The sequence below is a fragment of the Burkholderia lata genome, from assembly GCF_902499335.1.
GTDB lineage: Bacteria > Pseudomonadota > Gammaproteobacteria > Burkholderiales > Burkholderiaceae > Burkholderia > Burkholderia lata_B.
Window position 1 is genome coordinate 253375 of record NZ_CABVQK010000004.1, and the last position, 24267, is coordinate 277641.

The 24267-nt window shown below is 67.8% G+C and carries 21 protein-coding genes; 7 read left to right on the plus strand and 14 right to left on the minus strand.

Features of this window, described 5'->3' with window-relative positions; translation table 11 throughout:
- The first annotated feature begins 862 nt into the window (after positions 1 to 862).
- Both BCO18175_RS11780 and BCO18175_RS11785 read left to right on the plus strand, forming a co-directional pair.
- A complete protein-coding gene (locus tag BCO18175_RS11780; protein ID WP_174918965.1) occupies positions 863 to 1600 on the plus strand; it encodes a sulfite exporter TauE/SafE family protein in 738 nt (245 codons plus the stop codon).
- 192 nt (positions 1601 to 1792) lie between these two features.
- Positions 1793 to 2734 (plus strand): LysR substrate-binding domain-containing protein, encoded by a 942-nt coding sequence (locus tag BCO18175_RS11785; RefSeq protein ID WP_174981415.1) that lies wholly within the window; start codon positions 1793 to 1795, stop codon positions 2732 to 2734.
- Positions 2735 to 2892: 158 nt separating this feature from the next.
- Here BCO18175_RS11785 and BCO18175_RS11790 read toward each other — a convergent pair whose 3' ends face one another.
- Genes BCO18175_RS11790 through BCO18175_RS11800 form a run of 3 tightly spaced genes read right to left on the minus strand, consistent with a single transcriptional unit; the run spans position 2893 to position 5325 of the window.
- Positions 2893 to 4083 carry an NAD(P)/FAD-dependent oxidoreductase gene (locus BCO18175_RS11790; protein ID WP_174980837.1) on the minus strand — a complete coding sequence of 397 codons (1191 nt, stop codon included), beginning with the start codon at positions 4081 to 4083 and terminating at the stop codon, positions 2893 to 2895.
- Positions 4080 to 4253 (minus strand): rubredoxin, encoded by a 174-nt coding sequence (locus BCO18175_RS11795; RefSeq protein WP_277403764.1) that lies wholly within the window; start codon positions 4251 to 4253, stop codon positions 4080 to 4082. Before BCO18175_RS11795 ends, BCO18175_RS11790 begins: the two co-directional genes overlap by 4 nt.
- 16 nt (positions 4254 to 4269) lie before the next feature.
- Complete coding sequence (locus BCO18175_RS11800; RefSeq protein ID WP_174980839.1) at positions 4270 to 5325, minus strand: aromatic ring-hydroxylating oxygenase subunit alpha; 1056 nt, start codon at positions 5323 to 5325, stop codon at positions 4270 to 4272.
- 420 nt (positions 5326 to 5745) lie between these two features.
- Between BCO18175_RS11800 and BCO18175_RS11805 the strand changes: the two genes are divergently transcribed.
- On the plus strand, positions 5746 to 7125 hold the full coding sequence (locus BCO18175_RS11805) for an amino acid permease (RefSeq protein ID WP_174980841.1): 1380 nt from the start codon (positions 5746 to 5748) through the stop codon (positions 7123 to 7125).
- Between the two features lie 58 nt (positions 7126 to 7183).
- On the opposite strand, the gene BCO18175_RS11810 is transcribed toward BCO18175_RS11805, so the two are convergent.
- From BCO18175_RS11810 to BCO18175_RS11830, 5 genes are all read right to left on the minus strand, one after another.
- Complete coding sequence (locus BCO18175_RS11810) at positions 7184 to 7762, minus strand: NnrU family protein (protein ID WP_174971826.1); 579 nt, start codon at positions 7760 to 7762, stop codon at positions 7184 to 7186.
- Between the two features lie 312 nt (positions 7763 to 8074).
- Entirely contained in the window at positions 8075 to 8662 is a 588-nt protein-coding gene (locus tag BCO18175_RS11815; RefSeq protein ID WP_174980843.1) for a TfoX/Sxy family protein, read from the minus strand.
- The gene (locus BCO18175_RS11820; protein WP_174980845.1) at positions 8659 to 9768 is read right to left on the minus strand and encodes a malate/lactate/ureidoglycolate dehydrogenase; all 1110 of its coding nucleotides are present in this window, start codon (positions 9766 to 9768) and stop codon (positions 8659 to 8661) included. Before BCO18175_RS11820 ends, BCO18175_RS11815 begins: the two co-directional genes overlap by 4 nt.
- A 62-nt stretch (positions 9769 to 9830) precedes the next feature.
- Positions 9831 to 11285: a M20 family metallopeptidase gene (locus BCO18175_RS11825; protein WP_174917609.1), complete on the minus strand. Its 1455-nt coding sequence runs from the start codon at positions 11283 to 11285 to the stop codon at positions 9831 to 9833.
- Between the two features lie 80 nt (positions 11286 to 11365).
- Entirely contained in the window at positions 11366 to 12436 is a 1071-nt protein-coding gene (locus BCO18175_RS11830) for an NAD(P)H-dependent flavin oxidoreductase (RefSeq protein ID WP_174980847.1), read from the minus strand.
- 432 nt (positions 12437 to 12868) lie between these two features.
- Here BCO18175_RS11830 and adiC point away from each other — a divergent pair, with 432 nt between their 5' ends.
- Complete coding sequence (gene adiC / locus BCO18175_RS11835) at positions 12869 to 14401, plus strand: arginine/agmatine antiporter (protein ID WP_174980849.1); 1533 nt, start codon at positions 12869 to 12871, stop codon at positions 14399 to 14401.
- A gap of 3 nt (positions 14402 to 14404) precedes the next feature.
- Positions 14405 to 16744 carry an Orn/Lys/Arg decarboxylase N-terminal domain-containing protein gene (locus BCO18175_RS11840; RefSeq protein WP_174980851.1) on the plus strand — a complete coding sequence of 780 codons (2340 nt, stop codon included), beginning with the start codon at positions 14405 to 14407 and terminating at the stop codon, positions 16742 to 16744.
- A gap of 59 nt (positions 16745 to 16803) precedes the next feature.
- Here BCO18175_RS11840 and BCO18175_RS11845 read toward each other — a convergent pair whose 3' ends face one another.
- Both BCO18175_RS11845 and ftrA read right to left on the minus strand, forming a co-directional pair.
- Complete coding sequence (locus BCO18175_RS11845) at positions 16804 to 17538, minus strand: hypothetical protein (RefSeq protein ID WP_174980853.1); 735 nt, start codon at positions 17536 to 17538, stop codon at positions 16804 to 16806.
- 142 nt (positions 17539 to 17680) lie between these two features.
- Positions 17681 to 18655, minus strand: coding sequence for a transcriptional regulator FtrA (gene ftrA, locus BCO18175_RS11850; RefSeq protein ID WP_174980855.1), 975 nt, complete (start codon positions 18653 to 18655; stop codon positions 17681 to 17683).
- Between the two features lie 111 nt (positions 18656 to 18766).
- On the opposite strand from ftrA, the gene BCO18175_RS11855 reads away from it, so the two are divergent.
- Positions 18767 to 19186 (plus strand): rhodanese-like domain-containing protein, encoded by a 420-nt coding sequence (locus BCO18175_RS11855; protein ID WP_174980858.1) that lies wholly within the window; start codon positions 18767 to 18769, stop codon positions 19184 to 19186.
- Positions 19187 to 19287: 101 nt separating this feature from the next.
- Positions 19288 to 19614 (plus strand): superinfection immunity protein, encoded by a 327-nt coding sequence (locus tag BCO18175_RS11860; protein WP_011354384.1) that lies wholly within the window; start codon positions 19288 to 19290, stop codon positions 19612 to 19614.
- 15 nt (positions 19615 to 19629) lie between these two features.
- On the opposite strand, the gene BCO18175_RS11865 is transcribed toward BCO18175_RS11860, so the two are convergent.
- The 4 genes from BCO18175_RS11865 to BCO18175_RS11880 all read right to left on the minus strand — a co-directional run bounded on the left by BCO18175_RS11865 (position 19630) and on the right by BCO18175_RS11880 (position 24214).
- On the minus strand, positions 19630 to 20805 hold the full coding sequence (locus tag BCO18175_RS11865; protein WP_174980860.1) for a cytochrome P450: 1176 nt from the start codon (positions 20803 to 20805) through the stop codon (positions 19630 to 19632).
- A gap of 101 nt (positions 20806 to 20906) precedes the next feature.
- The gene (locus tag BCO18175_RS11870; RefSeq protein ID WP_174917600.1) at positions 20907 to 21173 is read right to left on the minus strand and encodes a YodC family protein; all 267 of its coding nucleotides are present in this window, start codon (positions 21171 to 21173) and stop codon (positions 20907 to 20909) included.
- Between the two features lie 337 nt (positions 21174 to 21510).
- The gene (locus tag BCO18175_RS11875) at positions 21511 to 22371 is read right to left on the minus strand and encodes an isocitrate lyase/PEP mutase family protein (RefSeq protein WP_174980862.1); all 861 of its coding nucleotides are present in this window, start codon (positions 22369 to 22371) and stop codon (positions 21511 to 21513) included.
- A gap of 175 nt (positions 22372 to 22546) precedes the next feature.
- A complete protein-coding gene (locus tag BCO18175_RS11880) occupies positions 22547 to 24214 on the minus strand; it encodes an ankyrin repeat domain-containing protein (protein ID WP_174980864.1) in 1668 nt (555 codons plus the stop codon).
- Positions 24215 to 24267: the final 53 nt, after the last annotated feature.

The window sequence follows — 24267 nt, forward strand, 5'->3', positions numbered from 1 at the left end:
GGCATCGTGCCTCGGGCGTATGTGCTCCGTGATTCGCGATATACCGGAAATCGGCAGTCGCGCCGCCGAGCCTGACGCACGATCGTGCGCCCGCCGAAAAGGCGTGCGGTGAATGGCGGGGAGAATTTCTGCCGCTGAGAAAATCCGCTGCGGATTTATTGCACTTGTGAACGATTGTGCACCGCGCTGCAACAAATCGCAACCCGACTCGATGCGCATTCGGTTTAAACGAAACGATGCGCTCCAATGAACAATAAAACAAACCGATTCCATTGCTCCGATCCGCGCATCGCGCACACAAACCTGCCGGCCGACGACGCAAAGCCCGCCGCAGCTAGCCTGCGCGGGCCTCACCAGACACCGCGAGACCGCCCGCCGGCACGGCTTCCGCGCCAAGTACCGCACGTTCTGCGCATCGGGCTGAATTACAGAACTTTTAAACTCTTCTATTGACTTTCACACCGACATTCCGTTTTGGCAGTCAAACGTTTCACAAAACAAATCCCGATCGGTCGATTCACGCATGTCTCTCCGAAATCCGGGAAAATCCGTTTGATTGCCCGGGCCGCCCCTTTCGCGACTCGATCGGCATTTCACGAAAATGCGGCCGGTACGATGTATCCGGACGTGTGGCGCGTGCGTGAAACCTGAAACCGCTTCGCCGGATTCCCGTTTTGCACATCGATCCGGCGGATGGCGGCTGCCACTGCCACGCATCCATGCGTCCAGCGGCACGCCGTGCGGCGGCGACGCCGTCCCGGCCCCCGTTCCCGGCAAACCCGATCCTGCATTACCATCGAGCGTCCGCCACGTTTGCCCGCTTGCGGCAAGCCAGCCCAGCCACTTCCCCGGTCCCGCACCCATGCTCGCTCTCGTCATCCTCGCCGGCCTGTGGGCCGGACTGCAGAACACCCTCGCGGGCGGCGGTTCGTTCGTCACGCTGCCCGCGCTGATCGTGTCGGGCATGTCGCCGCTCGCGGCGAACATCACGTCGACGGTCGCGCTGTTTCCCGCGCAGGTCACGACCGGCTGGGCGAGCCGCAACATGGTGCGCGGCGTGGGCAAACTGTCGTTTCGCGCGATGTTCGCGATCAGCGTGGTCGGCGGCGCGCTCGGCGGGCTGCTGTTGCTGAAGACGCCTTCGTCGATCTTCTCGCGCCTCGTGCCGTGGCTCGTGCTGTTCGCGACGATCGTGTTCGCGTGGGGCAGCTTTTTCCGCAAGCCGAGCGAAGGCACCGCGCACCTCGGCACCGTCCCCGCCGCGCTGTCGCAGTTCATGATCGCGATCTACGGCGGCTATTTCGGCGGCGGGCTCGGCTTCCTGATGATGGCCGTGCTGACGATGGCCGGGCTGTCGCCGCGCCACGCGATGTCGACGAAGAACGCGCTCGCGGGCGTGATGAACGCATCGGCCGTGGTGCTGTTCCTGACGTCGCCGCACCTGCACTGGGGCAAGGCGCTCGCGCTCGGCGGCGGCGCGATCGTCGGCGGGCTGCTCGGCACCTGGGCGCTGCATCGCGTGAACGAACGCGTGCTGCGGATCGGGATCGTCTGCATCGGCGCGGTGCTGACCGTCGGGTTGTTCGTCAAGCCGATCTGACGCGAGCGCGCCGCTCGCGCCGCCCCGCCAGCCATTCCGGGGCCATGACGGCACGAACATGGACGCGATATCCGATCCGTTATGAAGTCCGCCGCGCAAGGCCCGCCCGGGCCGCTCCGGATATCCGCTCGATTGACGACCGAAATATCGCTACGTATACATCGAGACACGATACCCCCACCGGCAGCCGGCATGTCCCGATACGTCATCGATGCACATCTTCTGAAGATCCTTCACACGCTCATCACCGAATCGAGCGTCTCGCGAACCGCCGTGTTACTCGGGCAATCGCAACCGACCATCAGCGTCGCATTGCGCCGGCTGCGCGCAATCACCGGCGATCCGCTGCTGGTGCGAAGCGGCAGCCGGATGGTGCCGACCAGTCACGCGATGACGCTCGTCGAACCGCTCGATCAGGCGCTCGCCGGCATCGCCGCCGTGCTGAATCCGGCCAGCACGTTCGATCCCGCCACGACGCACCGCACCTTCCGCATCGGCTCTCCCGACTATCTCGACGTGTTCTTCCTGCCTGCGATCGTCGATGCGTTCAAGCACGAGGCGCCGGGCGCGAGGATCGAGTTCCAGCATCTGATGACCGTGGACGGCGGATACGAACACGCACTCGAAAGCGGCTCGCTCGACCTGGCGGTCGGCAACTGGAGCACGCCACCGGAGCAGCTGCATCTGCAGCCGCTATGCCGCGACGATCTCGTGTGCGTGATGCGGGACGATCATCGGATCCGGCGCGGCCAGCTCACCGCGGACGTCTACCGCGAAGCCGACCATCTCGGCGTGACCACCCATCACGCGACCGGGCTCGGCACCATCGACCGGGAACTCGCGCGCGGCGGCCTGTCGAGAAACGTCACGACGACGATGCCCTATTTCGGCATGGCGCCTTACGTGCTGATGCGCTCGAACCTGTTGTTCACGACGACGCGCACGCTCGCGATGCATTTCTGCAGCCTGCTGCCGCTGCGCATCGAACCGGTTCCGTGCGAACCGCAGGCGTTGACCTACTACCAGCTCTGGCACGACCGCACGCATCGCAGCGCGGCCGCCGTCTGGTTGCGGCGCCTCGTGTCCGGCGTCGCGAAGAAACTGGTGCCGGAAATCGCGCGGCATCCGCATTGAAAAGCAAAAAAGCCGCGAGCGCATGCTCGCGGCAATGAACGGACGGCGCCGCGTGCAGCGTGCGGGTCGCGTCCGCGACAGGGGTCGGTCAGCAAAGAGGCTGCCTGTCGATGGCGCATCTGGAAAGGCGCCATGTCGGGATCGACGCGGGCCGCAGGCTATTTCGCCCGGTCGCCGGCCATCGTCTTCAGCAACGCGGCCTTTTCCACCGTTGCCGCATCGAGCAGCGCAAAGCCGGTGAGGCGGCCGGAGTCGGGATCCGCGCAGAGCGCGCGCGTCGCGCGCGGCGCGTCACCCACGCCCACCTCCGTGGTCCAGCGGCCGCCACCGTCCGCCGCGACGACCACCGCCGGGATCGCCGGCGTCTTGACGACGATCGGCATCACCGGAAAATCCACGCGTGTCGGCGTACCGCGCAAGCACTGCGCGAGTGCGCGCGCCGCGTGCATGATCGGCAGCACATACGGCCGGACCCGCCCGTCTATCGCCGCGCAATCGCCGAGCGCGAAGATGTCCGGTGCGCTAGTGCGGCACCATGCGTCGGTCACGATGCCGTCCGCGACGTCGAGCCCCGCGTCCCGCGCCAGCGCGACTCGCGACGCGAGCCCGATCGCGGATATCACGAGATCGGCCTCGAGGTGCCCGCCGTCCGTCAGCGCAAGCCGGTACCCGCGCGCGAGACGCGCGATCGAACGCACGCCCGTGCCGAGCCGCAGATGCACGCCCGCGTCACTCAGCGCGTGCCCGAACACGCGGCCGGCCTCCGCCGGCAGCAGTCGCGACAGCGGCACGTCGGCGGGGTCGATCACGGTCACGGTCAGCCCCGCCGCCGCCAGGTCGTTCGCGAACTCGCAGCCGATCAGCCCCGCACCGAGCATCGCGACCGAGCGGCAGTCGCGCAGCCCGCCGCGAAAACGCGCGTAGTCGGCCAGGTCGTTGATCGACAGGACGTCGGCCGCACCATCGCCTTCGCAAGGCACGCGCCGTGCATCGGCACCGGTCGCGAGGACGAGCGCGCGATAGCGCTGCACACGCCCGTCGTCGAGCACGATCTCGTGTTCCGCCGGGCAAATCCGTCGCACCGCGCAGTGCGTCCGGATGGTTGCGCGCAGCTGTTCCGCCATCGTCCGCGCATCGGACATCGCCAGTTGCTCGGGCGTCTTGCGTTGCGCAAGCGCGTTCGACAGCGCCGGCTTCGAATAGAAACTGCCGTCGTCGCGGCTGATCATCACGAGCGGCGTATCGCCGTCGAGCTTGCGCCACTCGCGCGCAACCGTGTAGCCCGCGAGGCCCGTGCCGACGATGACCACCGGATCGCCGCGGCTTCCTGACGTTTCGTTCGCGCTCATGCCGCCACCACCTGCATGTCGAAATCGTGCTTGCCGGTCGCGCAGTCCGGACACATCCAGTCGTCCGGCACGTCTTCCCAGCGCGTGCCAGCCGCGATCCCGTGCTGCGGAAGGCCTTCGGCCTCGACGTATCGAAACCCGCAAATCACGCATTCCCAGATCTTCATCATGGCTCCCGTGCGCCGCTCAGCGCGCATAAGACTGGCCAAGCCCGAGCTCGCCGAGCGCGCGCCGGTACGCACCCGACGAGCGATCGGCCAGGATCGGCGCTTCGTGCGAACGGTCGATCGGCAAGTCCTCCGGACACTGCTGCTCGACGATCTCGCGATCTTCCTCGAATACCTGGCGATTGAATTCATACACGTCGTCGAGCGGCAGGTCGTGATCGAAGTTGCGCGCGATCGGCACGAACAGGCGCGTCAGGCGGGCGGAAACCGGGCTGGCTGCGTTCAGGATCGCGAGCCGGCCACCTTCCGGAAAGTGCACGGTGAGGCGCGCGAAGAACGGCACGTCGACTTCGAACACGCGCCGCCACGGAAAGCCCTCGGGCGCGCGATGCTGCATCGACTTCGGGAAATTGCTGACCGTGCTCACGTATTCCGCATGCAGGCCGTTCTCGCGCCGCTCCACCGAGTACTGCGGCACGACCGGATTGCGGCGGTCGGCAAAGCTCTCGTGATGAATCCATGCGAAGTGCGCGACATCGATGAAGCCTTCCGTCTGCCGGCCGGCCGACGCGCGAATGTCGATCGACGGCGGCAGGATCTGCTGGAACCCATCCGCATTCCACGCGGGGAAATCCGGCAGCGGCAGTTCGCCGCCGCCCAGCGACACCCACACAAGCCCGTAGGCCTGCTGCGCCGCATAGGTCGTCAGGCACAGACGCTCCGGAATCGGGCCGTCGGGCTGCGACGGAATGCGCGCGCACTTGCCGTCCGCCGCGTATTCGAGGCCGTGATACGGGCACACGAGCCGGTCCTCGACCACCCAGCCGCGGCTCAGCGGCGCGCCGCGATGCGGGCATACGTCACGTGCCGCGACGATGGTGCCGCCGGACCGGAACAGCACGATGCGCTCGTCGAGCAGCGTCACGCCAAGCGGGCGGTCGCCCACATCGGTCGCAAACGCGACCGGGTGCCAGTAGCGGCTCAGGATTTCCCAATCGCGCACGTCGAACGTGCAATGGCGGGGCGGAACCGGTGCGCGTGACCGAGTCAACGGCACGACCTGGGTATGCGTCATTCGTGTCTCCATGGAAGCGTTGTCGTCGACGCGGCGGCCGTCTAACCCGAGACGTTGCCGCGTGGAAACAACGATATCGAGAGACCGGCGCCGCTCCCATCGCCGCGCCTTCATGTAGTTCATGTCGACGCCGGCATGGACGAACCGGCAATTGATGAGCAAACCGCAAGACGTCTTTCGCATATCTCGTTTGCCGCGACGGCGGTGTCCGCCCACAATCCGGGGTTGTCGTCGTCATCGCCCTCTCGCGGGCACCGACCGGCACTTCGCGGCCGCCATTCCGATTCACCGCCGGCGGCCCGGCACATCGCGTCACACACGCTCCCTCGACATCGGCGCCCCATGCGGCGGCAGAACGCTTGCCGCCGCGCCGCCCGATGCGTTCCCGGCCAACGGGCCAACAATAACTAGAGGTAGGAGATGCAGGACAACTCGTTGAGGCAAAGCCTCAAGCAACGGCACATCACGATGATCGCGCTTGGCGGCGTGATCGGCGCAGGCCTGTTCGTCGGCTCCGGCGCCATCATCGCGACCGCTGGCCCCGCGGCGATCCTGTCGTACCTGATCGGCGGCGTGATCGTCACGCTGGTCATGTTCATGCTCGGTGAAATGGCGTCGCGCAACCCCGACAGCGGATCGTTCTCCACCTACGCAAGCAACTATCTCGGCGAATGGGCCGGCTTCGCGGTCGGCTGGCTGTACTGGTTCAAGTCGATGATGACGATCACCGTCGAGGCGATCCTGCTCGGCGCGATCCTCCACGATTTCCTGCCGTGGCTGCCCGTGTGGGGCGGCGCGCTGTTCATGCTCGTCACGCTGATCGCAAGCAACGCGTACTCGGTGCGCTCGTTCGGTGAAGCCGAATACTGGCTGTCGTTCGCGAAGGTCACGACGATCATCATTTTCATGGCGCTCGGCGCATCGATCCTGCTCGGCTTCCAGCCGCGCATTCCCGCGCCCGGGTTCGTGAACCTCACCGATCACGGCGGCTTCATGCCGAACGGCATTTCGCCCGTGCTCGCCGGCGTGATGGTCGTGATCTTCTCGCTCGGCGGCAGCGAAATCGCAGCCGTTGCGGCGGGCGAATCCGAGAACCCGAGCAAGAACGTGATCCGCGCGATCAAGAGCGTGATCGTGCGCGTGATGGTGTTCTACGTCGGCTCGGTGTCGATCCTGATCCTGTGCATGCCATGGATCGACAAGGCGAACCTGAAATCGCCGTACGTGTCGCTGTTCAACATGGCAGGCTTCACGAGCGCGGCCGTCGCGATGAAGATCGTGCTGTTCGTGTCGTTCATGTCGGTGATGAACTCGTTCCTGTTCTCGAACTCGCGCATGCTGTTCTCGCTCAGCCAGCGCGGCCACGCGCCCGCGATGTTCGGCCGGACCAACGCGAAAGGCGTGCCGATGAACGCGCTCGTGCTGTGCCTCGCGATCTGCGTGTCGATCCTCGGCGTTCACTTCGTGAGCGGCGGCGACCTGTTCCTGATGCTCGCGAAGAGCAGCGGCGCGTTCGTGATGATCGTGTGGATCTTCATCATCGTCGCGCACTTCGCGATGCGCCGGCAGGAGAAGCATGCACCACGCGATCCGCAGGCATTCCGCGCGTGGTTTTATCCGGTGTCGAACTGGGTCGCGCTGCTGGCGCTGGTCGCCGTGCTCGGCTCGCAGGCCTTCAACCCGGATTCGCGCTTCCAGTTCTGGTTCACGGTATTGACGGCGCTTGCGATCGTCGCGGCATATTTCCTGCGCCGCAAACCGGCTCAACTCGGCGACGCGGCCGGCGTGAAGCTGCGCTGACCGTTGCCCTAGCAGGCGAGCGGCGCGCCGGCCGGCCGCCGCTCAGTTGCTGAGTCGCTCAGCCGAACGGCCGCACGCCGATCAGCCAGCCGTGCAGGAACAGCGCGAAGACCGCCCACACGACGAGCCCGGCCACGATCGTCACCGCGTCGCCCGACAGCCTGCCCGCCGGATAGCGCACACCATCGCGGCGGTCACGCGCACGCCATACGACGAAATCGACGAGCGACCACACGAAGAACGCGCCGAACAGCACGACTGCATGCAGCGTGCCGTTCGCGAGCAGGTGGGCGATCGCCCATACCGCCACGCCGGCCACCATCGGATGGCCGACGAGCGTCTTGATGCGGTTGCCGGGCACGTAGGAGGCGGCGATCAGCACGAATGCGATCGCGGTCAGCATGCCGGTGAGGTGGCGCACGCCGACGGGCGACACCCACAGCAGCGTCGCGCCCTGGCGCGCGATGCCGTAGCCCCAGATGATCAGCACGAAGCCGACGATCGACGCGATCGCATAGGGGCCCTTCCAGCCTTTCTCGCCGATCCGTTCGATCGTCGCTGACCGCCAGCCGTCCGCGACGATCCGGATCGAGTGCACACCGAGGAAGATCGCTAAACCGAGAATCAGGACGAGCATCGGCTGTCTCCGTCTGGAATGATGAGTGGGGAAGCGTTCCGCGCGGCGTACGATGCGCCGTTCGCGGGGCCGGCGGCGAGGCCGGCGCGGGTCGCGCCAGGTACGGGTGCAACCCGCGCCGATCATAAACGCCGTGGCCGCCGTTGTGAAGCATGGGGGATGTGCGGTGCGGCAGGATGGATGATTTTGCGCACCTGTGCGGGTGCGCCACCGGGCACTGTGTGCCGCGCGCCACCTGGATCCCGCGGAAACGGTCGAGATCGAAAGAAAGGAAAGCGAAATTCGCGAAGCGGTCGCTTCGCTCGATCGGAATTAAGTCTGCTTGCGCTTCGCTGACGACTTTGCCGCCGGTTTAGCCGTTGGTTTCGCTACCCGCTTCGCCACCGGCTTCGCTGCCGGCTTCGCCGCTGGTTTCGCCGCTGGTTTCGCCGCTGGTTTCGCCGCCGGTTTAGCCGCCGGTTTAGCCGCTGGTTTCGCCACCGGTTTCGCCGTCGGTTTCGCTGCCGGTTTTGCCACCGGTTTCACTACCCGCTTCGCCACCGCCCTCGCCTTGCGCTTCGGCGGCCCCGCCAGCAGCGCCGCGCGATACGCGCTGCGGCACCAGTCGAACAGCGCGCCCGCATCCTCGAGCACGTCGGCAGGCGTTTCGTAATAGCCGTCGAGCGAAACCGTGCGCGTGGGCCGCTCGTACGAGAACGGCCCCATCCCCGCCGCGACGAACGCCGGACGGTTCACGTCATCCACACGCAGGAACAGCGACCCGCGCGACATGAAGCCGAACATCACGCCGTCGAGCCGCATCGCCGCACCGCTGAAGAACCGCACGACCGTGACGTTGCCGAGCGGCGCGAGCTGATACGCGATCTCCTCGCCGTGCGCCTTCTCCGACTGCCAGCTCATGCGGATTCCGTGCAGCGCCGCGTCCACGCGTCGAGCCCGGCTTCGTCGAAGCCGACCGCAGCCGCGCTCTCGCGAATCTGCCGCCACGTCGCGCGATCGACCGGAATGCCGCCGGCACCGCGCGCCGCGCGGCTGGCCTCTTCCGGCTCGCCCGGCACCTGCACCGGCGCGTCGCCGGCCTGCGGCGACGCCTTCGCCCATGCGACGAACGCATCGGCTTCGCGCTCTGCGTCGGCCGCATCGAACGCGTTCGGATCGATCAGCACCGACAGCATCCCGTTGACGATCGCGCTCGTCTTCTGCAGCGTGTCGCCGTAGGTCGTATGCCCACCGACGAGTGCGCCGCCGAAAATCTCGCACATCGCCGCCAGCGCGTACCCCTTGTGCAGCCCGAACGGCAGCAGCGCGCCGAACGGCTGCTCGTGCATCACGGCCGGATCGTCGGTCGGCTGGCCGCGATGGTCGATCAGCGAGCCGGCCGGCACGCGCTTGCCCTGGTTGTACGCGACGCGTGTCTTGCCGTACGCGATCGCGCTCGTCGCGAAATCGAGCAGCAGCGGCGGCCTGCCCGCACGCGGATACGCGGCGCAGAACGGGTTCGTGCCGAAGCGAGGATCGGTGCCGTGCAGCGGCGCGACCAGCAGGTCGCCCGGCACGTTGACGAAATGGAACGACACGAGCCCCGAGCGCGCGCATTGCTCGGCCCAGTGCCCGATGCGGCCGAGATGATGCACGTCGCGCAGACCGATCGCGCAGATGCCCATGCGCCGCGCGCGCTCGATCCCTTCGACCATCGCCTCGAACGCGATCACCTGGCCGAAGCCGCGCCCGCCGTCGATCGTCAGCACCGCGCCGCCGTCGCGGACGATCGACGCGTGTCCGTTCAACTGCAACTGCCCTTCCCGCCACGACGCGACGTAGTTCGGGATCATCCCGATCCCGTGCGAATCGTGACCCGCGAGATTCGCGCCGACCAGGTGATCGGCAACGAGCCTTGCCTCGCGCTCGCTACTGCCGGCCCGTTCCCAGAGTGCCGCGACGAATGCATGCAGCGGTTCGGCGCGCATGCGCAGCGGTTCGGTATCAGGCGTCGGCAGAGCGGTCATCGGCAAGGTTCCGTCAGGTCGGGTTGAGCAGTCGTTACTGCCAAGCGCTACGCGCCAAGCGATCAGCGCGCGGTTGCGATCACGTCCGCGACCGCCGCCGTGAGCTTCTTCGCATACGGCACGTGCAGGAATTCGTTCGGGCCGTGCGCGTTCGACTTCGGCCCGAGCACGCCGCACACCATGAACTGGGCGGACGGGAAGCCTTCCTGCAGCACGTTCATCAGCGGGATCGTGCCGCCGAGGCCCATGTACGCGCAGTCGGCGCCGAAATGGCGGCGCGACGCGGCATCGAGCGACGACGCGAGCCACGGCGCGAGATCCGGCGCGCTCCAGCCCGTCGCGGCACCCGCGTCGGGCTTGAACGTGACCTTCGTGTTGTACGGCGGATCGAGTTCGAGCAGTGCTTTCAATTGCTGCACGGCCTGTGCGGCGTCGACGAGCGGCGGCAGGCGCAGCGACAGCTTGAACGCGGTGCGCGGACGCAGCACGTTGCCCGCATCGGCGAGCGCCGGCAGGCCGGCCGCGCCGGTGACCGACAGCGACGGACGCCACGTCGAATTCAGCAGCGCCTCGCGCGGATCGGTCGTGGTCGGCAGCACCGGCTTGCCGTCCGCGCCGCACGCCCACGGCAGCCCCTTCCACACGGCGTCACCGAGAATCGACGCGGCCGCTTCGGCTTCGCGCACGCGGCTGTCGGGAATCTCGCAATGGAACACACCCGGCAGCAGGTTGCCGTTCTTCGCATCTTCGAGGCGCTCGAACAGCTGGCGCATCACGCGGAAGCTCGACGGCGCGATGCCGCCGAAGACGCCCGAGTGCACGCCTTCCTCGAGCACCTCGACCTGCAGGTCGCCGGACACGAGCCCGCGCAGCGACGTGGTGAGCCACATCTGGTCGTAATTGCCGGCGCCCGAATCGAGGCACACGACGAGCGACACCTGGCCGAGCCGGTCGCGCAGTGCATCGACGTACGGCAGCAGGTCGTAGCTGCCCGATTCCTCGCAGGTCTCGATCAGGCCGACGCAGCGCGGCCGCTCGATGCCCTGCTCGTCGAGCGCGCCGAGCGCCGCGAGGCTCGCGTAGATCGCATAGCCGTCGTCCGCGCCGCCGCGGCCGTACAGCTTGCCGTTCTCGTACTTCGGCGTCCACGGGCCGAGGTCCGCGCGCCAGCCGTCGAATTCGGGCTGCTTGTCGAGGTGGCCGTACAGCAGGATCGTGTCGGTGCTGCCCGAACGCGTGGCCGGCGATTCGAAGAAGATCACCGGCGTGCGGCCGGCCAAGCGCACGATCTCGAGCTTCAGGCCCTTCACGGGTTGCCGCTCGGCCCACTGCGCGGCATCGGTGACGACGCGCTCGAGATAGCCGCGTTTCGCCCAGTCGGGGTCGAATGCGGGGCTCTTCGCGGGGACCGCGATGTAGTCGGTCAGCGCGTGGAGGATTTCATCGTTCCACTTGCGCTCGATGAAGGTAACGAGCTTGTCATGGTCGAGGACGGGGGTAGTGTCGACGGAGGTCATGGTGGGGGTGCCTGGATCGGGCTGACGAAAACCCAGATGATACGCCGATGCTCCCGCGCCGGCGCCCCCTTCCCGGTCGCTCAGACCGCCTGCGGGAACGCGTCGCGCAACCCCGCCGCGCACGCCAGCGCGTCGTGCCACAGGCGTTGCGTCAGTTCGCCCGCATCCTCTTCACGCGCAAGCGCCGCGGCCTCGCCCGACCACAGCAGCGAGAAGTCGTCGCGGCCCTGCCGCTCGAACGCGCCGCGCAGCGGATCGACCGCGGCCGTCGCGAGCGGGAACGCCGGCGCGAGCGCGCTCATCGGCCCCTGCTCGCGCATGAAGCGCGTCAACAGCCCGCGCGCGGGGCGGCCCGTGTACAGGTTGGTCATGCGCGTGCCGTCGTCGCGCGCGGCACGCACCGCCGCGCGATGCTGTGCCGAGCGGCCCGCCTGCGGCGTCAGCAGGTAGCCCGTGCCGATCTGCACCGCACGCGCGCCGAGCGCGAACGCCGCCGCGATGCCGCGCCCGTCGGCGATCGCGCCGGCCGCGATCACCGGTGCGCGCACCGCGTCGACGATCTGCGGCAGCAACGCGAACAAGCCCGGTTGCGCATGGATGTCGTCGGTCAGGAACATCCCGCGATGGCCACCGGCCTCCGCGCCCTGCGCGACGATCGCGTCGACGCCGCGCGCATCCAGCCAGCGCGCTTCCTCGACGGTCGTCGCGGACGACACGACCAGCGCGCCCGTGCGCCGCACGCGCTCGAGCAGCGTGTCGTCCGGCAGCCCGAAATGGAAGCTCACGACGGCCGGCCGCAACTCCTCGACGACCGCGCACATCGCATCGTCGAACGGCGCGCGGCCGGGGCCGCCCTTCACGCCGGCCGGATCGAGCCCGGCTTCCGCGTAATAGCCGGCGAGCGCCGCGCGCCAGCGCGTGTCGACCTCGGCATCGGGTGCCGGCGGCGTATGACAGAAGAAGTTCACGTTGAACGGTGCGGGCGTTCGCGCGCGAATCGCCGCAATCTCGTCGCGCAGTTGCTGCGGGCCGAGCGCCGCGCATGCGAGCGAGCCGAGCCCGCCGGCTTCGCACACCGCGATCGCGAGCGGGCTCAGCGAACCGACCATCGGGGCCTGGATCAGCGGCAAACGGGAAGGCAGCGTCGTCATCGGAATCGTCCTCGGGGAAGAAGCGGTGGCCGCGCGCGCCGGCGGCGCGCATTTAATGCGCTCGATATTAACCGACAAACTCAAACCCCGATTGAGACGCGAGTTACATCACAATCTGATTTAACCGATTCGAAAAAACGATTATTGATGGAGGTTTCATCGACTCGATTTCGCCCTCCCGGATCGAACCCGACAAAAACACCCCTCATCCTTTCCACACGGGCCACCCACACCCGCACTCAAACACCGATTTACCGGATTCAATGACATTCATCAATATTCAAGTTATTAAATACAAGCGTTTACCCTTATTAACGACCACCAAGGCGATAACATGAAAACGTTAAATAAAACGACGATTCGTGCCGGAATCGTCAACCGGCGCCACGCCGCGCCACCTCAACCGCAACACGTCTCGTCAAGGAGCGTCGCATGTCCGATGCCAGCTCGTCCTCCTCCCGCTCCGCCGCCACGCCGGCCGCGGCTTCCGCGCCGAAAATCGGCGTCATTCCCGCCACGCTGATGGTCGCGGGCAACATGATGGGCTCCGGCGTCTTCATGCTGCCCGCGAACCTCGCCGCCACCGGCGGCATCGCGATCTTCGGCTGGCTGATCACCGTCGTCGGCGCCGTGTCGCTCGCGCTCGTGTTCGCGAAGCTCGCCGCGATCGACCCGGCCGCCGGCGGCCCGTATGCGTATGCACGCAAGTCGTTCGGCCCGTACATGGGCTACCAGACCAACCTGATCTACTGGCTCGCGAACGTGCTCGGCAACGTCGGCCTCGCGGTCGCCGGCCTCGGCTACCTCACGCACTTCTTCCCGGTACTGAAGGACCCGCTCGTGTTCGCGCTCGCGCAGATCTTCGTGATCTGGCTGTTCACGTACGCGAACATCCTCGGGCCGAACGTCGTCGGCCGCGTGCAGTCGGTCACGACGATCTTCGCGCTCGTGCCGATCCTCGGGATGGCCGTGTTCGGCTGGTTCTGGTTCAGCAAGGACGTGTACTTCGCCGGCTGGAACGTGTCGGGCACCAACAGCTTCAGCGCGATCGGCGCGACGCTGAACTTCACGCTGTGGGCGTTCATCGGCGTCGAGAGTGCGTCGGTATCGGCCGGCGTCGTCGAGAATCCGTCGCGCAACGTGCCGATCGCGACCGTCGGCGGCGTCGTGCTCGCGGCCGTCTGCTACGTGCTCAGCTCGACCGTGATCATGGGGATGATCCCGAACAAGGCGCTGCTCGCATCGAGCGCGCCGTTCGCGGATGCCGCGCGCCTCGCGCTCGGCAATACGGCCGCGAACGCGGTCGCGCTGTGCGCGGCGCTCGGCTGCCTCGGCTCGCTCGCGGGCTGGACGCTGCTGGTCGGCCAGACCGCGAAGGCGGCCGCCGACGACGGCCTGTTCGCCGGCGTGTTCGCCCGCGTGAACTCGAAGAACGTGCCGTCGGCCGGCCTCGCGATCGTCGCGCTGATCATGTCGGTGCAAGTGCTCGCGACGATGTCGCCGAGCGCCAGCGAGCAGTTCGGCAAGATCGCGTCGATCGCCGTGATCATGACGCTGCTGCCGTACATCTACTCGTGCATCGCGATCAAGGTGCTCGGCTACGGCAAGATGCCGTCGCACCAGTTCACGTTCTACACGATCGTCGGCCTGATCGGCGCCGTCTACGCGCTGTGGGCGATGGTCGGCTCCGACGGCCAGCAAACGCGCTGGTCGCTGATCTTCGTCGTCGCGACGATCGTCTTCTACGAGCTGTCGATCAACCGCCAGCGCGAGATCGAGGAAACCCACATCCATCCGGGCGGCCGCTCGCCGCGCTGGGTGCGCTACCTCGCGCTCGGCGTGACCATCGCCGCGCTCGCCGCCACCTTCTGGATCTCCGTCGGCCGTCACCAGGCCGACACCCTTCACGCGCGCTCGCCGGCCGTTGCCGCGAGCGTCCAGGCAACCCAGCAAACGGGGGAATGACACATGACCACTTCCTTGACCCAACCGGCCTTCCGCCGCCTCGGCATGAAGGCGCTGCTCGTGCAGCACGACATCGATGAACGCACGGCCACCGGGCGCGCCGCGACAGCGCTTGCCGAGGAGCTGCGCACGCGGCTCGTCGACGTCGTGATCGCGACGTCCGCCGACGATGCCTGCGCGGTGGTCGCCGCCGATCCGGCGATCCAGTGCCTGCTGCTCAACTGGGAACTCGGCAACGATGCCGACCACGCACCCGCGCGGGCCGTGCTCGACGCGATGCGCGCGCGCAACGCGACCGTGCCCGTGTTCCTGCTCGCGAGCCGCGCGAGCGCGTCCGCGATTCCGGTCGACGCCATGCGCAAGGCCGACGACTTCATCTGGATGCTGGAAGACACCACCGCGTTCATCGGCGGCCGGATCGTCGCCGCGATCGAGCGCTACCGCGAAACCGTGCTGCCGCCGATGTTCCGCGCACTCGCGCAGTTCTCGCGCGTGTACGAATACTCGTGGCATACGCCCGGCCACACGGGCGGCACCGCGTTCCTGAAATCGCCGGTCGGCCGCGCGTACTTCGAATTCTTCGGCGAATCGCTGTTCCGCTCCGACCTGTCGATCTCGGTCGGCGAACTCGGCTCGCTGCTCGATCACTCGGGCCCGATCGGTGAAAGCGAACGCTATGCGGCGCGCGTGTTCGGCGCGCATCGCACGTATCACGTGACGAACGGCTCGTCGATGTCGAACCGCGTGATCCTGATGGCGAGCGTCACGCGCAACCAGGTCGCGCTGTGCGACCGCAACTGCCACAAGTCGGCCGAGCACGCGATGACGATGTCGGGCGCGATTCCGACCTACCTGATTCCGTCGCGCAACCACTACGGGATCATCGGGCCGATCATGCCCGAGCGGCTGACGGCCGCCGCCGTGCGCCTCGCGATCGACGCGAACCCGCTCGTGCGCGGCCGCGACGGCACCGACCCGACGCCCGTGCATGCGCTGATCACGAACTCGACGTACGACGGCCTCTGCTACAACGTCGCGCGCGTCGAGGAACTGCTCGGCCAGAGCGTCGATCGGCTGCATTTCGACGAGGCGTGGTACGGCTACGCGCGCTTCAACCCGATCTACCGCGACCGTCATGCGATGCACGGCGATCCGTCGCAACACGACGCGAGCAAGCCGACCGTGTTCGCGACGCAGTCGACGCACAAGCTGCTCGCCGCGCTGTCGCAGGCTTCGTTCATTCATGTTCGCGACGGCCGCAACCCGATCGAGCACGCGCGCTTCAACGAGGCATACATGATGCATGCGTCGACGTCGCCGAACTACGCGATCATCGCGTCGAACGACGTGAGCGCCGCGATGATGGACGGCCCCGGCGGCGAGGCGCTGACGACCGACGCGATCCGCGAGGCCGTCGCGTTCCGCCAGATGCTGGCGCGCCTGCATACGGAATGCGCGGAGAACAACGATTGGTTCTTCAATGGCTGGCAGCCCGATAGCGTCGTCGATCGCAAGACGGGCCGGCGCGTGCGCTTCCACGAAGCGGACGAGACGCTGCTCGCCACCGATCCGTCGTGCTGGGTGCTGCATCCGGGCGACACGTGGCACGGCTTCGGCGATATCGAGGACGACTACTGCATGCTCGACCCGATCAAGGTGTCGATCGTCACGCCGGGTGTCGCGTCGCACGGCGGGCTGATGCCGGTCGGCATTCCGGCGTCGGTCGTCACCGCGTATCTCGACCGGCACGGGATCGTCGTCGAGAAGACGACCGACTTCACGATCCTGTTCCTGTTCTCGCTCGGCGTGACGAAAGGCAAGTGGGGCACGCTCGTCAACACGCTGCTCGACTTCAAGCGCGACTACGACGCGAACGCGCCGCTCGAACAGGCGCTGCCCGAACTCGTCGCGCGCTATCCGGAACGCTACGGCAAGCTCGGCCTGCGCGACCTGTGCGACCTGATGTTCAGCGCGATGAGCGACCTGAAGACGACCGAGATGATGTCGCGCGGCTTCTCGACTCTGCCGAAGCCCGACTACAGCCCGGCCGAGGCATTCGAGCATCTCGTGCACAACGACATCGAGATGCTGGAGCTATCGGAGATGGAAGGCCGCACCGTCGCGACGGGCGTCGTGCCCTATCCGCCCGGCATTCCGCTGCTGATGCCCGGCGAGAACGCGGGGCCGGCCGACGGCCCGCTGCTCGGCTACCTGAAGGCGCTCGAGCAGTACGACCTGCGCTTCCCCGGCTTCACGCACGACACGCACGGCGTCGAAGTCGAGGATGGTGTGTATCGCATCGCATGCATCAAGCAGAACGCGCGCGATACCAATACGCGCTGAGTGTGTGATGCGCCGCCGCCCGGCGGCAGGCGTCGCCACTTGCAGCTGGCGTCGGCCGCTCAGGCGGCCGGCTGCGCCTTCAGCTGGCCGACCCACTCGGCGAGCTGCGCCGCCCCCTCTTCGTCGAGCTTGCCCTCGAGTTCGCCGTACCACGACACGATCGCATCGGTCGGCTGCGTGGCCTTCAGGATCTCGAGGCTCTTCTCCAGGAACGACGAGAAGAACGGAATGCCGCGCATGTAGAGGAAGGTTGAATCGGTGATGCGCATGTGGGCATAGACGTCGCGCATCCAGGCAAGATGCGGCAACGTCTCGCGCAGACGGCCGCTCTGCATCAGCGCCGAAATGAAGTTCACGCGCGCGGCGGCGTCGGACTGCTCGTGCGTGTCGCGATTGACCTGGGCGGCCTTCGTCAGCCACGCTTCGCCGCGCTCCACTTCGCCGCACATCACCGACGTCGTTGCGAGTTGCAGCGCGTTGTGCGCGCTCGGCTCCTGCTCGAACAGCTTGTGCCAGTACGAGAAGGCTTCCGGGTAGCGCTCCATTTCCGAGTACGCGATCGCGCACAGGCGCGCCGCATCGGCCAGCCGCTCCACGTGCGGCATGGCGCCCTCGATCGCCTTCTTGTACCGGCCCGCCTGCAACGCGGCCAGCGCGGACGCGAGTTCGGGGGCGATGTCGGGCTCGCGCGACGCGCCCTGTTCGCCCGCTTCGGTAGCGTCATGCGTCGACGGCGCCGGCGACGACGCTTCATCGCGCGATTTCTTTCCGAACAGCTTTCCCAGCAGGCCCATGATGGTTGTCCTTGTCGTTATCGTTGTGCCGCATGAACGGCGCAAGCCGGCCACCACGCGGCCGGCTTCTCTCAGTGATGCGCGATCTTACGCCACTGCGGTTGTCACCCGAGGAGAACGTCGACAGGAATCAGCGCCGCGCTCAAGCGTCCCGTGCGCTTTCGCCGCGACTCATCCCGCGGCGATAAGCGGCCGGGCTCGTCGCCGCGACGCGCCGGAAATGCCGGCGCAGCGATTCCTCGGAACCGAACCCCGCGCGCGCCGCGACCTGCGCGAGCGACAGCGCGGGATGCGCTTCGAGCATGTCCTTCGCGACGTTCACGCGTTCGCGGATCAGCCACGCGAGCGGCGACATCCCTGTTGCGTCCGCGAACTGACGCTGCAGCGTGCGCGTGCTCATCGCGGCCTGCGCGGCGAGCGACGCGAGCGTGTGCGGCTCGGCCGCGTGCGCGCGCATCCAGTCGATCAGCTTCGCGAGCCGGTCGGTGCCGCCCGGCGCGACCGGGCGCGGCACGAACTGCGCCTGGCCGCCATCGCGATGCGGCGGCAGCACGAGGCGCTGCGCGACGCGGTTCGCGATCGCGCCGCCATGATCGCGGCGCACGAGATGCAGCAGCATGTCGAGCCCCGCCGCCGACCCGGCCGACGTGACGACCTGCCCTTCGTCGACGTACAGCGCATCGGGGTTCACGCACAGCGCGGGATAGCGCGCCTGCAGTTTCTCCGCATAGCGCCAGTGGGTCGTCACCGTGAGGCCGTCGAGCACGCCGGCCGCCGCCAGCACGAACACACCCGAGCAGATCGAGCAGAGCCGCGCGCCGCGGCGATGCGCGGCCCGCAGTTTCTTCAGCAACGGCTCGGGCGGCGGTTCGTCCGGATCGCGCCAGCCGGGAATCACGATGGTATCGGCGCGATCGAGCGTCGCGAGCCGGTACGGCGCGGCGACCGTGATGCCGCCCGCCGCGCGCACGGGCCCCGGTTCGCTCGCGCAGACCGCGAAGCGATACCAGTCGACCCCGAGCTCGGGGCGTTCAAGGGCAAACAGTTCGACCACGCAGCCGAATTCGAACGTGCAGAGGCGATCGTAGGCGAGCGCGACGACGAGATGATTGTGCATGGCGCGATGTTACCGGAACTTGTCGATCACGCCACTGCCGCGAAACGCGCCGAACCGCGATACTGCCCTTCATTCCACCGCGTTCCGCGCAACCTTCAGGAGAACCTGCTCATGTCCTACGTCACCGACGTGCCCGCCGCCGACAGCCCCGCCGCCCTCGCGCATTTCGAGGCGTCGCTGGGCTTCGAGACCGATTGCTGGGACGTGCACGACGCGCTCGCATCGGGTGCGCCCGATTTCGTGCTGCTCGACGTGCGCGGCCCCGATCAGTTCGCCGCCGGCCACGTGCCCGGCGCGCGCAACCTGCCGCGCCGCAAGATCATCGAGAGCAAGCTCGCCGGCTATCCGGCCGGCACGCTGTTCGTCGTCTACTGCGCGGGCCCGCACTGCAACGGCGCCGCGCGCGCGGCGATCCAGCTTGCGCGCCTCGGCCGGCCGGTCAAGCTGATGATCGGCGGCGTGACGGGCTGGCTCGACGAAGGTTTCGCGCTGAGCAACGAAGTGCGGCCGGCGGACGCCGAAGCCGGCTGATCGTCATTAAAAACGCAACAATCAATTGCCAGCGCACGGCCTGCACGCGAACGGAAAAAGCGCGACAATCAGTCCCATTGCAGTTCGGATGGAGCAGCAACATGCAGAACGCAGTCCTGATTCAAGTGGCCGGTTCGGTGGCCGCGATCGCGATCTATTTTCTGCCGGCGGTCATTGCCGACCGGCGTGGCCGGCACGACAAGCTGACGGTCGCGATGTTCAACGCGCTGTTCGGATGGACCGGCATCGGCTGGCTGATGACGCTCTACTGGGCCTGCCAGCCGAACCCGCGCACCGATGTCGCGCAGACGATCCTCGCGAAGCGCCGCGGTATCAGCATGCGGACCTTCTCGACCGGTCTCGTCGAACGCGTGCAACGCCGTGTCGCCGCCCAGGAACAATGGGCCGAGAAGCAAGGCTGCCGTTAAGTCCCTCTTTCCCGTTCACCCTGCCGCGTCGAACTTCGGCATCCTGACGTTGGTCGACGCGCGGTAACTCCACGCCAGCCCGTCGTGCGTCGCGCCCCCGCCCGCCCGCAGCCACGCCCCGAACGCCCCCGTCGTCACCGCTCGCGCGATCCGCTCGCCCGGGCAACCATGCGGCCCCGTGCCGAAGCCGAAATTCGGCCCGGCCGCGCGGCCAGGCATGAATCGGTGCGGTTCGCGATGCACGGCCGGGTCGCGGTTCGCGGCGGCAAGCACGACGAGGATCGCGTCGCCGGCTTCGACGGTCACGCCTTCGATCGTCGTGCGCGATGCAACGAAGCGGCGCGTGTTCTGCACCGGTGAATCGAAGCGCCCGACTTCGGCAACGAATGCGTCCAGCGCGGCATCGTCCGGCACGACGCGATCGGCACCCGCGCCCGCTTCCCCGTTCCACGCCACCAGCGCATTGCCGAGCCACGCGGCGGTCGCCTCGCAGGTCTGCGACAGCAGCCCGACGAGATTCGCGACCAGCGCGCCGCTCGCCTGCCAGCCCGACGCGCGGGCCGCCTGCTGCACCGCGGCGACGAGCGTGCCGTCGTGCGCATGCGTCTGCGCGACGCGCTCCGTCATCCGGTCGAGCAGCTTTCGCGCGGCGTCGCTCGCGCGGGCCAGTGCCACGGCATCCGACAACGGCGACAGCGCGGCGACGAAGTCGACGACCTGCGCCGCGATGTCGTCGAGCTGCGTCTCGTCGAAGCCGAGCAGATCGGCAACCGCGCAGACGGGCACCGTCATGCACCACGTGTTCAGCGCGCCGGCATCATGCGGCGCCGACAAGCGCCGCGCGGCAAGCTGTTCGGCACGGTCGCGCAATGCCGCCGTGTCGATCGGCGCAAACGCCGTGCGCAGCGCCTGCTTCGGCACGTCGTGCCGCAACGCGCCGTCGTTCATGCGCACCAGCTCGCCGAACAGCGCGCCGGCCGTCGTGCCGCGCAACGCGGGCGGCACCGGCGCGTCCAGCGGGCGCACGCGGCAGGCCGGATGGCCGAGCACGGCCGTCACGGCGGCCGCGCCGCTCGCGACCCACAGGCCGAGCGTGGCGTCGAACGCGAGCGGCGGCCCGTCGACGAGCGCCGCATAGTAGGGATAGGGATCGCGGTGCGTGACCGCTGCGATGGGATCGGTCGGGTTCATGCGGACAGTATCGGCGCAGCGCGCCGCCGCATGTTTCGGGCTGGCGTGAAATGTCGCGGCGCGGGCGCTGCGTGTGGCCGCATCGCGACGACAGGTAAATGTCAGGCAGCCGACCGGTAGCGATGCGACTGCATGCGCATGCGGACACGCCCGGCCGAAATCGCGCGCGGCTCGGGCGCCACCGCGTCGTGAGGGAACATTTCCTGCCGGAATTCGCCGCTTTCGTCGAACCACTGGCAGATCAGCCAGTCACCGTCGTCGAACACGACCGGCCCGGCAAAAGTGACGGTCATGCGCGGCCCGCCCGTCTTCAGCGTCACGACATCGCCGACGCGAAACCTGACGCGTTGATTTTCTCGGATCGTCATCGCTCTCTCAGCATTTTTATATATCGATATTACCGGCGGCCCACCAACCGTTCATTCGAACGTGCCGCAGATTATCAATCAAAAAACCTGCCCGCAACTCCCGCGCGCAAAAACTTACCGGACGGGAAAATGCAACAATGTGCAGCATCGGCATGCAGGGCGGGCGCCCGTTCGCCCGATCCGGCGCGGTTTGCGCGCCAGCGCCGGTCGAACGGGCGGAATGCGGAGAATAGACGATGTATTTTGCGTCGTCACCGACGTTTAATTCGGACGCGAAATCGGTTGATTATTGTCAATCAATGTTTCGACTGGGAACGATCCCACGATTTAATTACCCTCAATCCCGGAACAAATCCAGTGAATTATCCGGCGACGCAAACCAGCGATTGATATCGCGCCCCGGTACGGCAGCTTGCGTAAATGTAAACGTGCCCTCCTGCGCCATCTCCTTCGCCGCGCGCAGGAACGCGCCGAGCGCGGCCCGAGCCAGTGCGCCGCCGACGCTCACGCGCTTCACGCCGAGCACGGCCAGCGCGTCGAGGCTCAGCAAGCCGCCCTGCAGCCCCATCACGACGTTCACGGGTGCACCGACCGCCTGCGTCACCGCCGCGATCTCGTCCGCATCGGTGATGCCCGGCGCATACAACACGTCGGCGCCCGCGTCGCGATAGGCGACGAGCCGCGCGATCGTGTCGGCAAGGTCGTGGCGGCCATGCAGGTAGTTTTCGCAGCGCGCAGTCAGCGTGAACGGAAACGGCAGCGCGCGCGCCGCGTCGACGGCCGCCGCGATGCGCTCGATCGCCGCTTCGCGCGCGTAGATCGGTGCGTCGGCACGGCCCGTCGCGTCCTCGATCGAGCCGCCGACCGCGCCGGCCTCGGCCGCGAGCCGGATCGTTTCGGCCACCGTGCCGGGCGCGTCGCCGAAGCCGTTCTCGAGATCGGCACTGACGGGCAGGCCGCCCGCGGCGACGATCTCGGCGATGTGATCGAGCATCGCGTCGCGGTCGATCGCATTGTCGGGCTGCCCCTTCGAAAACGCGTAGCCGGCACTCGTGGTCGCGAGCGCCTCGAAGCCGGCCATTGCGAGCAGGCGCGCGGTGCCGGCGTCCCACGGGTTCGGGATGATGAAGGCGCCGGGGCGCGCGTGCAGTGCGCGGAAGGCTTCGGCTTGGCGGGCTTGCAGGTCGGAACGGGTCATCGTGGGCTCCGGAAGGAAGTTGACGGCTGAGCTTACGCCCGTCGTGCACACGACGTTTCAGCGTTCGCCGAAATGTCGTCGCGCGACAGGAAAAAACCAATGCGCCGACTGCGTGCCGGCAGCCGGCAACGAGCAGGCTGGCTCCGCCACCCGTCCATTGCCGGCCCGCGGTCGCTTACTTCGCTGCGGGTGCCGCGCTATCGACGCCGAGCAACACGTCGGTGACGGCTTCGGAGAAGCGCATCGCGCGACCGTCGATCAGCACACCCTCCGGATTCGACGGGTCCCGCGCGGCTTGCGGCACGCCGTGCGCGAGCAGCACCCGCGCGCACGCCTCCCAGTCGGACGCGCCGACATGCTCCGGTTCGTTGACGGATGCCCAGGACAACGTGCCGAGCGCGTCGCTGTCGAATCCGTGCATGTCGCGCCAGCTCGCGCCGTGTGCGAGCAGGAACGCCAGCAATTCCGCATCGCCGCGGAACACTGCATGATTCAGCGCGCTCGCGTCCCAGTCGCCGCCCCGCGCCGCGATCGGCCAGCCCAGTTCGACCATGACCTTCACCGCGTCGCCCGACCCCCACGCGGCGGCGTCCGGCAGCAGCCGCAGCCGCTCATCGGGCAGCGCGCCGGGCAGTTCGGGATGGCGCGCCTGGATGCGTCGCGCATCGCCGGCGTCGGCGCGCGCGCAGGCCGCGACGAACGCGTCCTCCGCGTCGAGCGTCTCTTCCGCGCCGGCTTCGCGCAACAACGCCGCGACGTCGGACAGCCCGGTCTGCATCGCCAGCCGGTACGCACTGACGCCCGTCGGGGTCCGCGCGCCGGGATCGGCGCCGGCCGCCAGCAGCGCGGCGACGTGGCGCGCCGAGCAGCGCACGCCGATCGCCCGCAACAACGGCGCGCCCCAGGTCTGCGCCAGCCCCGCGCCGGGGGGCTCGTTCGGGTCGCCGCCATGCGCGAGCAGCAGTTCGAGTGCATCCGCGTCGCGCATGTCGAACGCACGCCGCAGCGCATTCGTCCCGCCCACCCGCGCACCGTGTTCGAGCAGCACGCGCGTGCAGGCCGGATTTTCCACCGAGTGATACAGCGATTCGCCGTCGTTCGGGTCGGCGCCGGCTTCCAGCAGCATGGCGGTAAGCACCGGATCGCGATTGACGCCCGCCGCACCGTACAGCGCCGACAGCGGCTCCGCTTCGTCGGGTGCGGCGAGCGAAGCCGGCGGAAAGCGGTTACCTATCCGCTGGTTCGGATCGGCACCGGCATCGAGCAGAAGACGCGCGCAAGCGCGCAGCCTGACGGCGAACTCGGGCATCTGCCCGAGCCGCGAATGCGTGACGGCGACCAGCGGCGGCAGCTTCAGCACGCCGCCGGCGCGCGCGATCCAGCCGGGATCGGCTGTCAGTGCCGCCGTCACGGCGTCGAGATCGCCGGCCGCACATGCGACGGTCGGATCGCCCGCAACGAGATCGGGATGGTCGAGCAGCAGTTGCGCGGCGACACGCGGCCGGGGCGCGTCGTAGCCGCCGGTCACGTCGCCGCCGTACGCCAGGTCGAGCCAGCGCCGGATCAGCTGCGACCGCTGTTGCCCTGCCAGCGCATGCGTTTCGACGAATGCGCCGAGATCGGCCCATGATGCAAAACCGTACTCGCGCGCGATGCAGGATTGCGCGTCGTGCAGCCGGAGCCCGAGCGCGCGCGCGTCGTCATGCGTGCGGTTCGCGGCAACAGGGAGAAACCGGACAAAGCGCGCGACGGCCTCGGCGTCACCTTGCCGGTACAAGCGCAACAATGCCTTGGCCTGCTTTTTCAGATGATCGGGATTGGCCTTGGGAGGCAGCTTTTTCATGCGAATCCTCGTGCAGTCATGGCCGAAGGTCCGCAATACCGCCAGCACAAAGG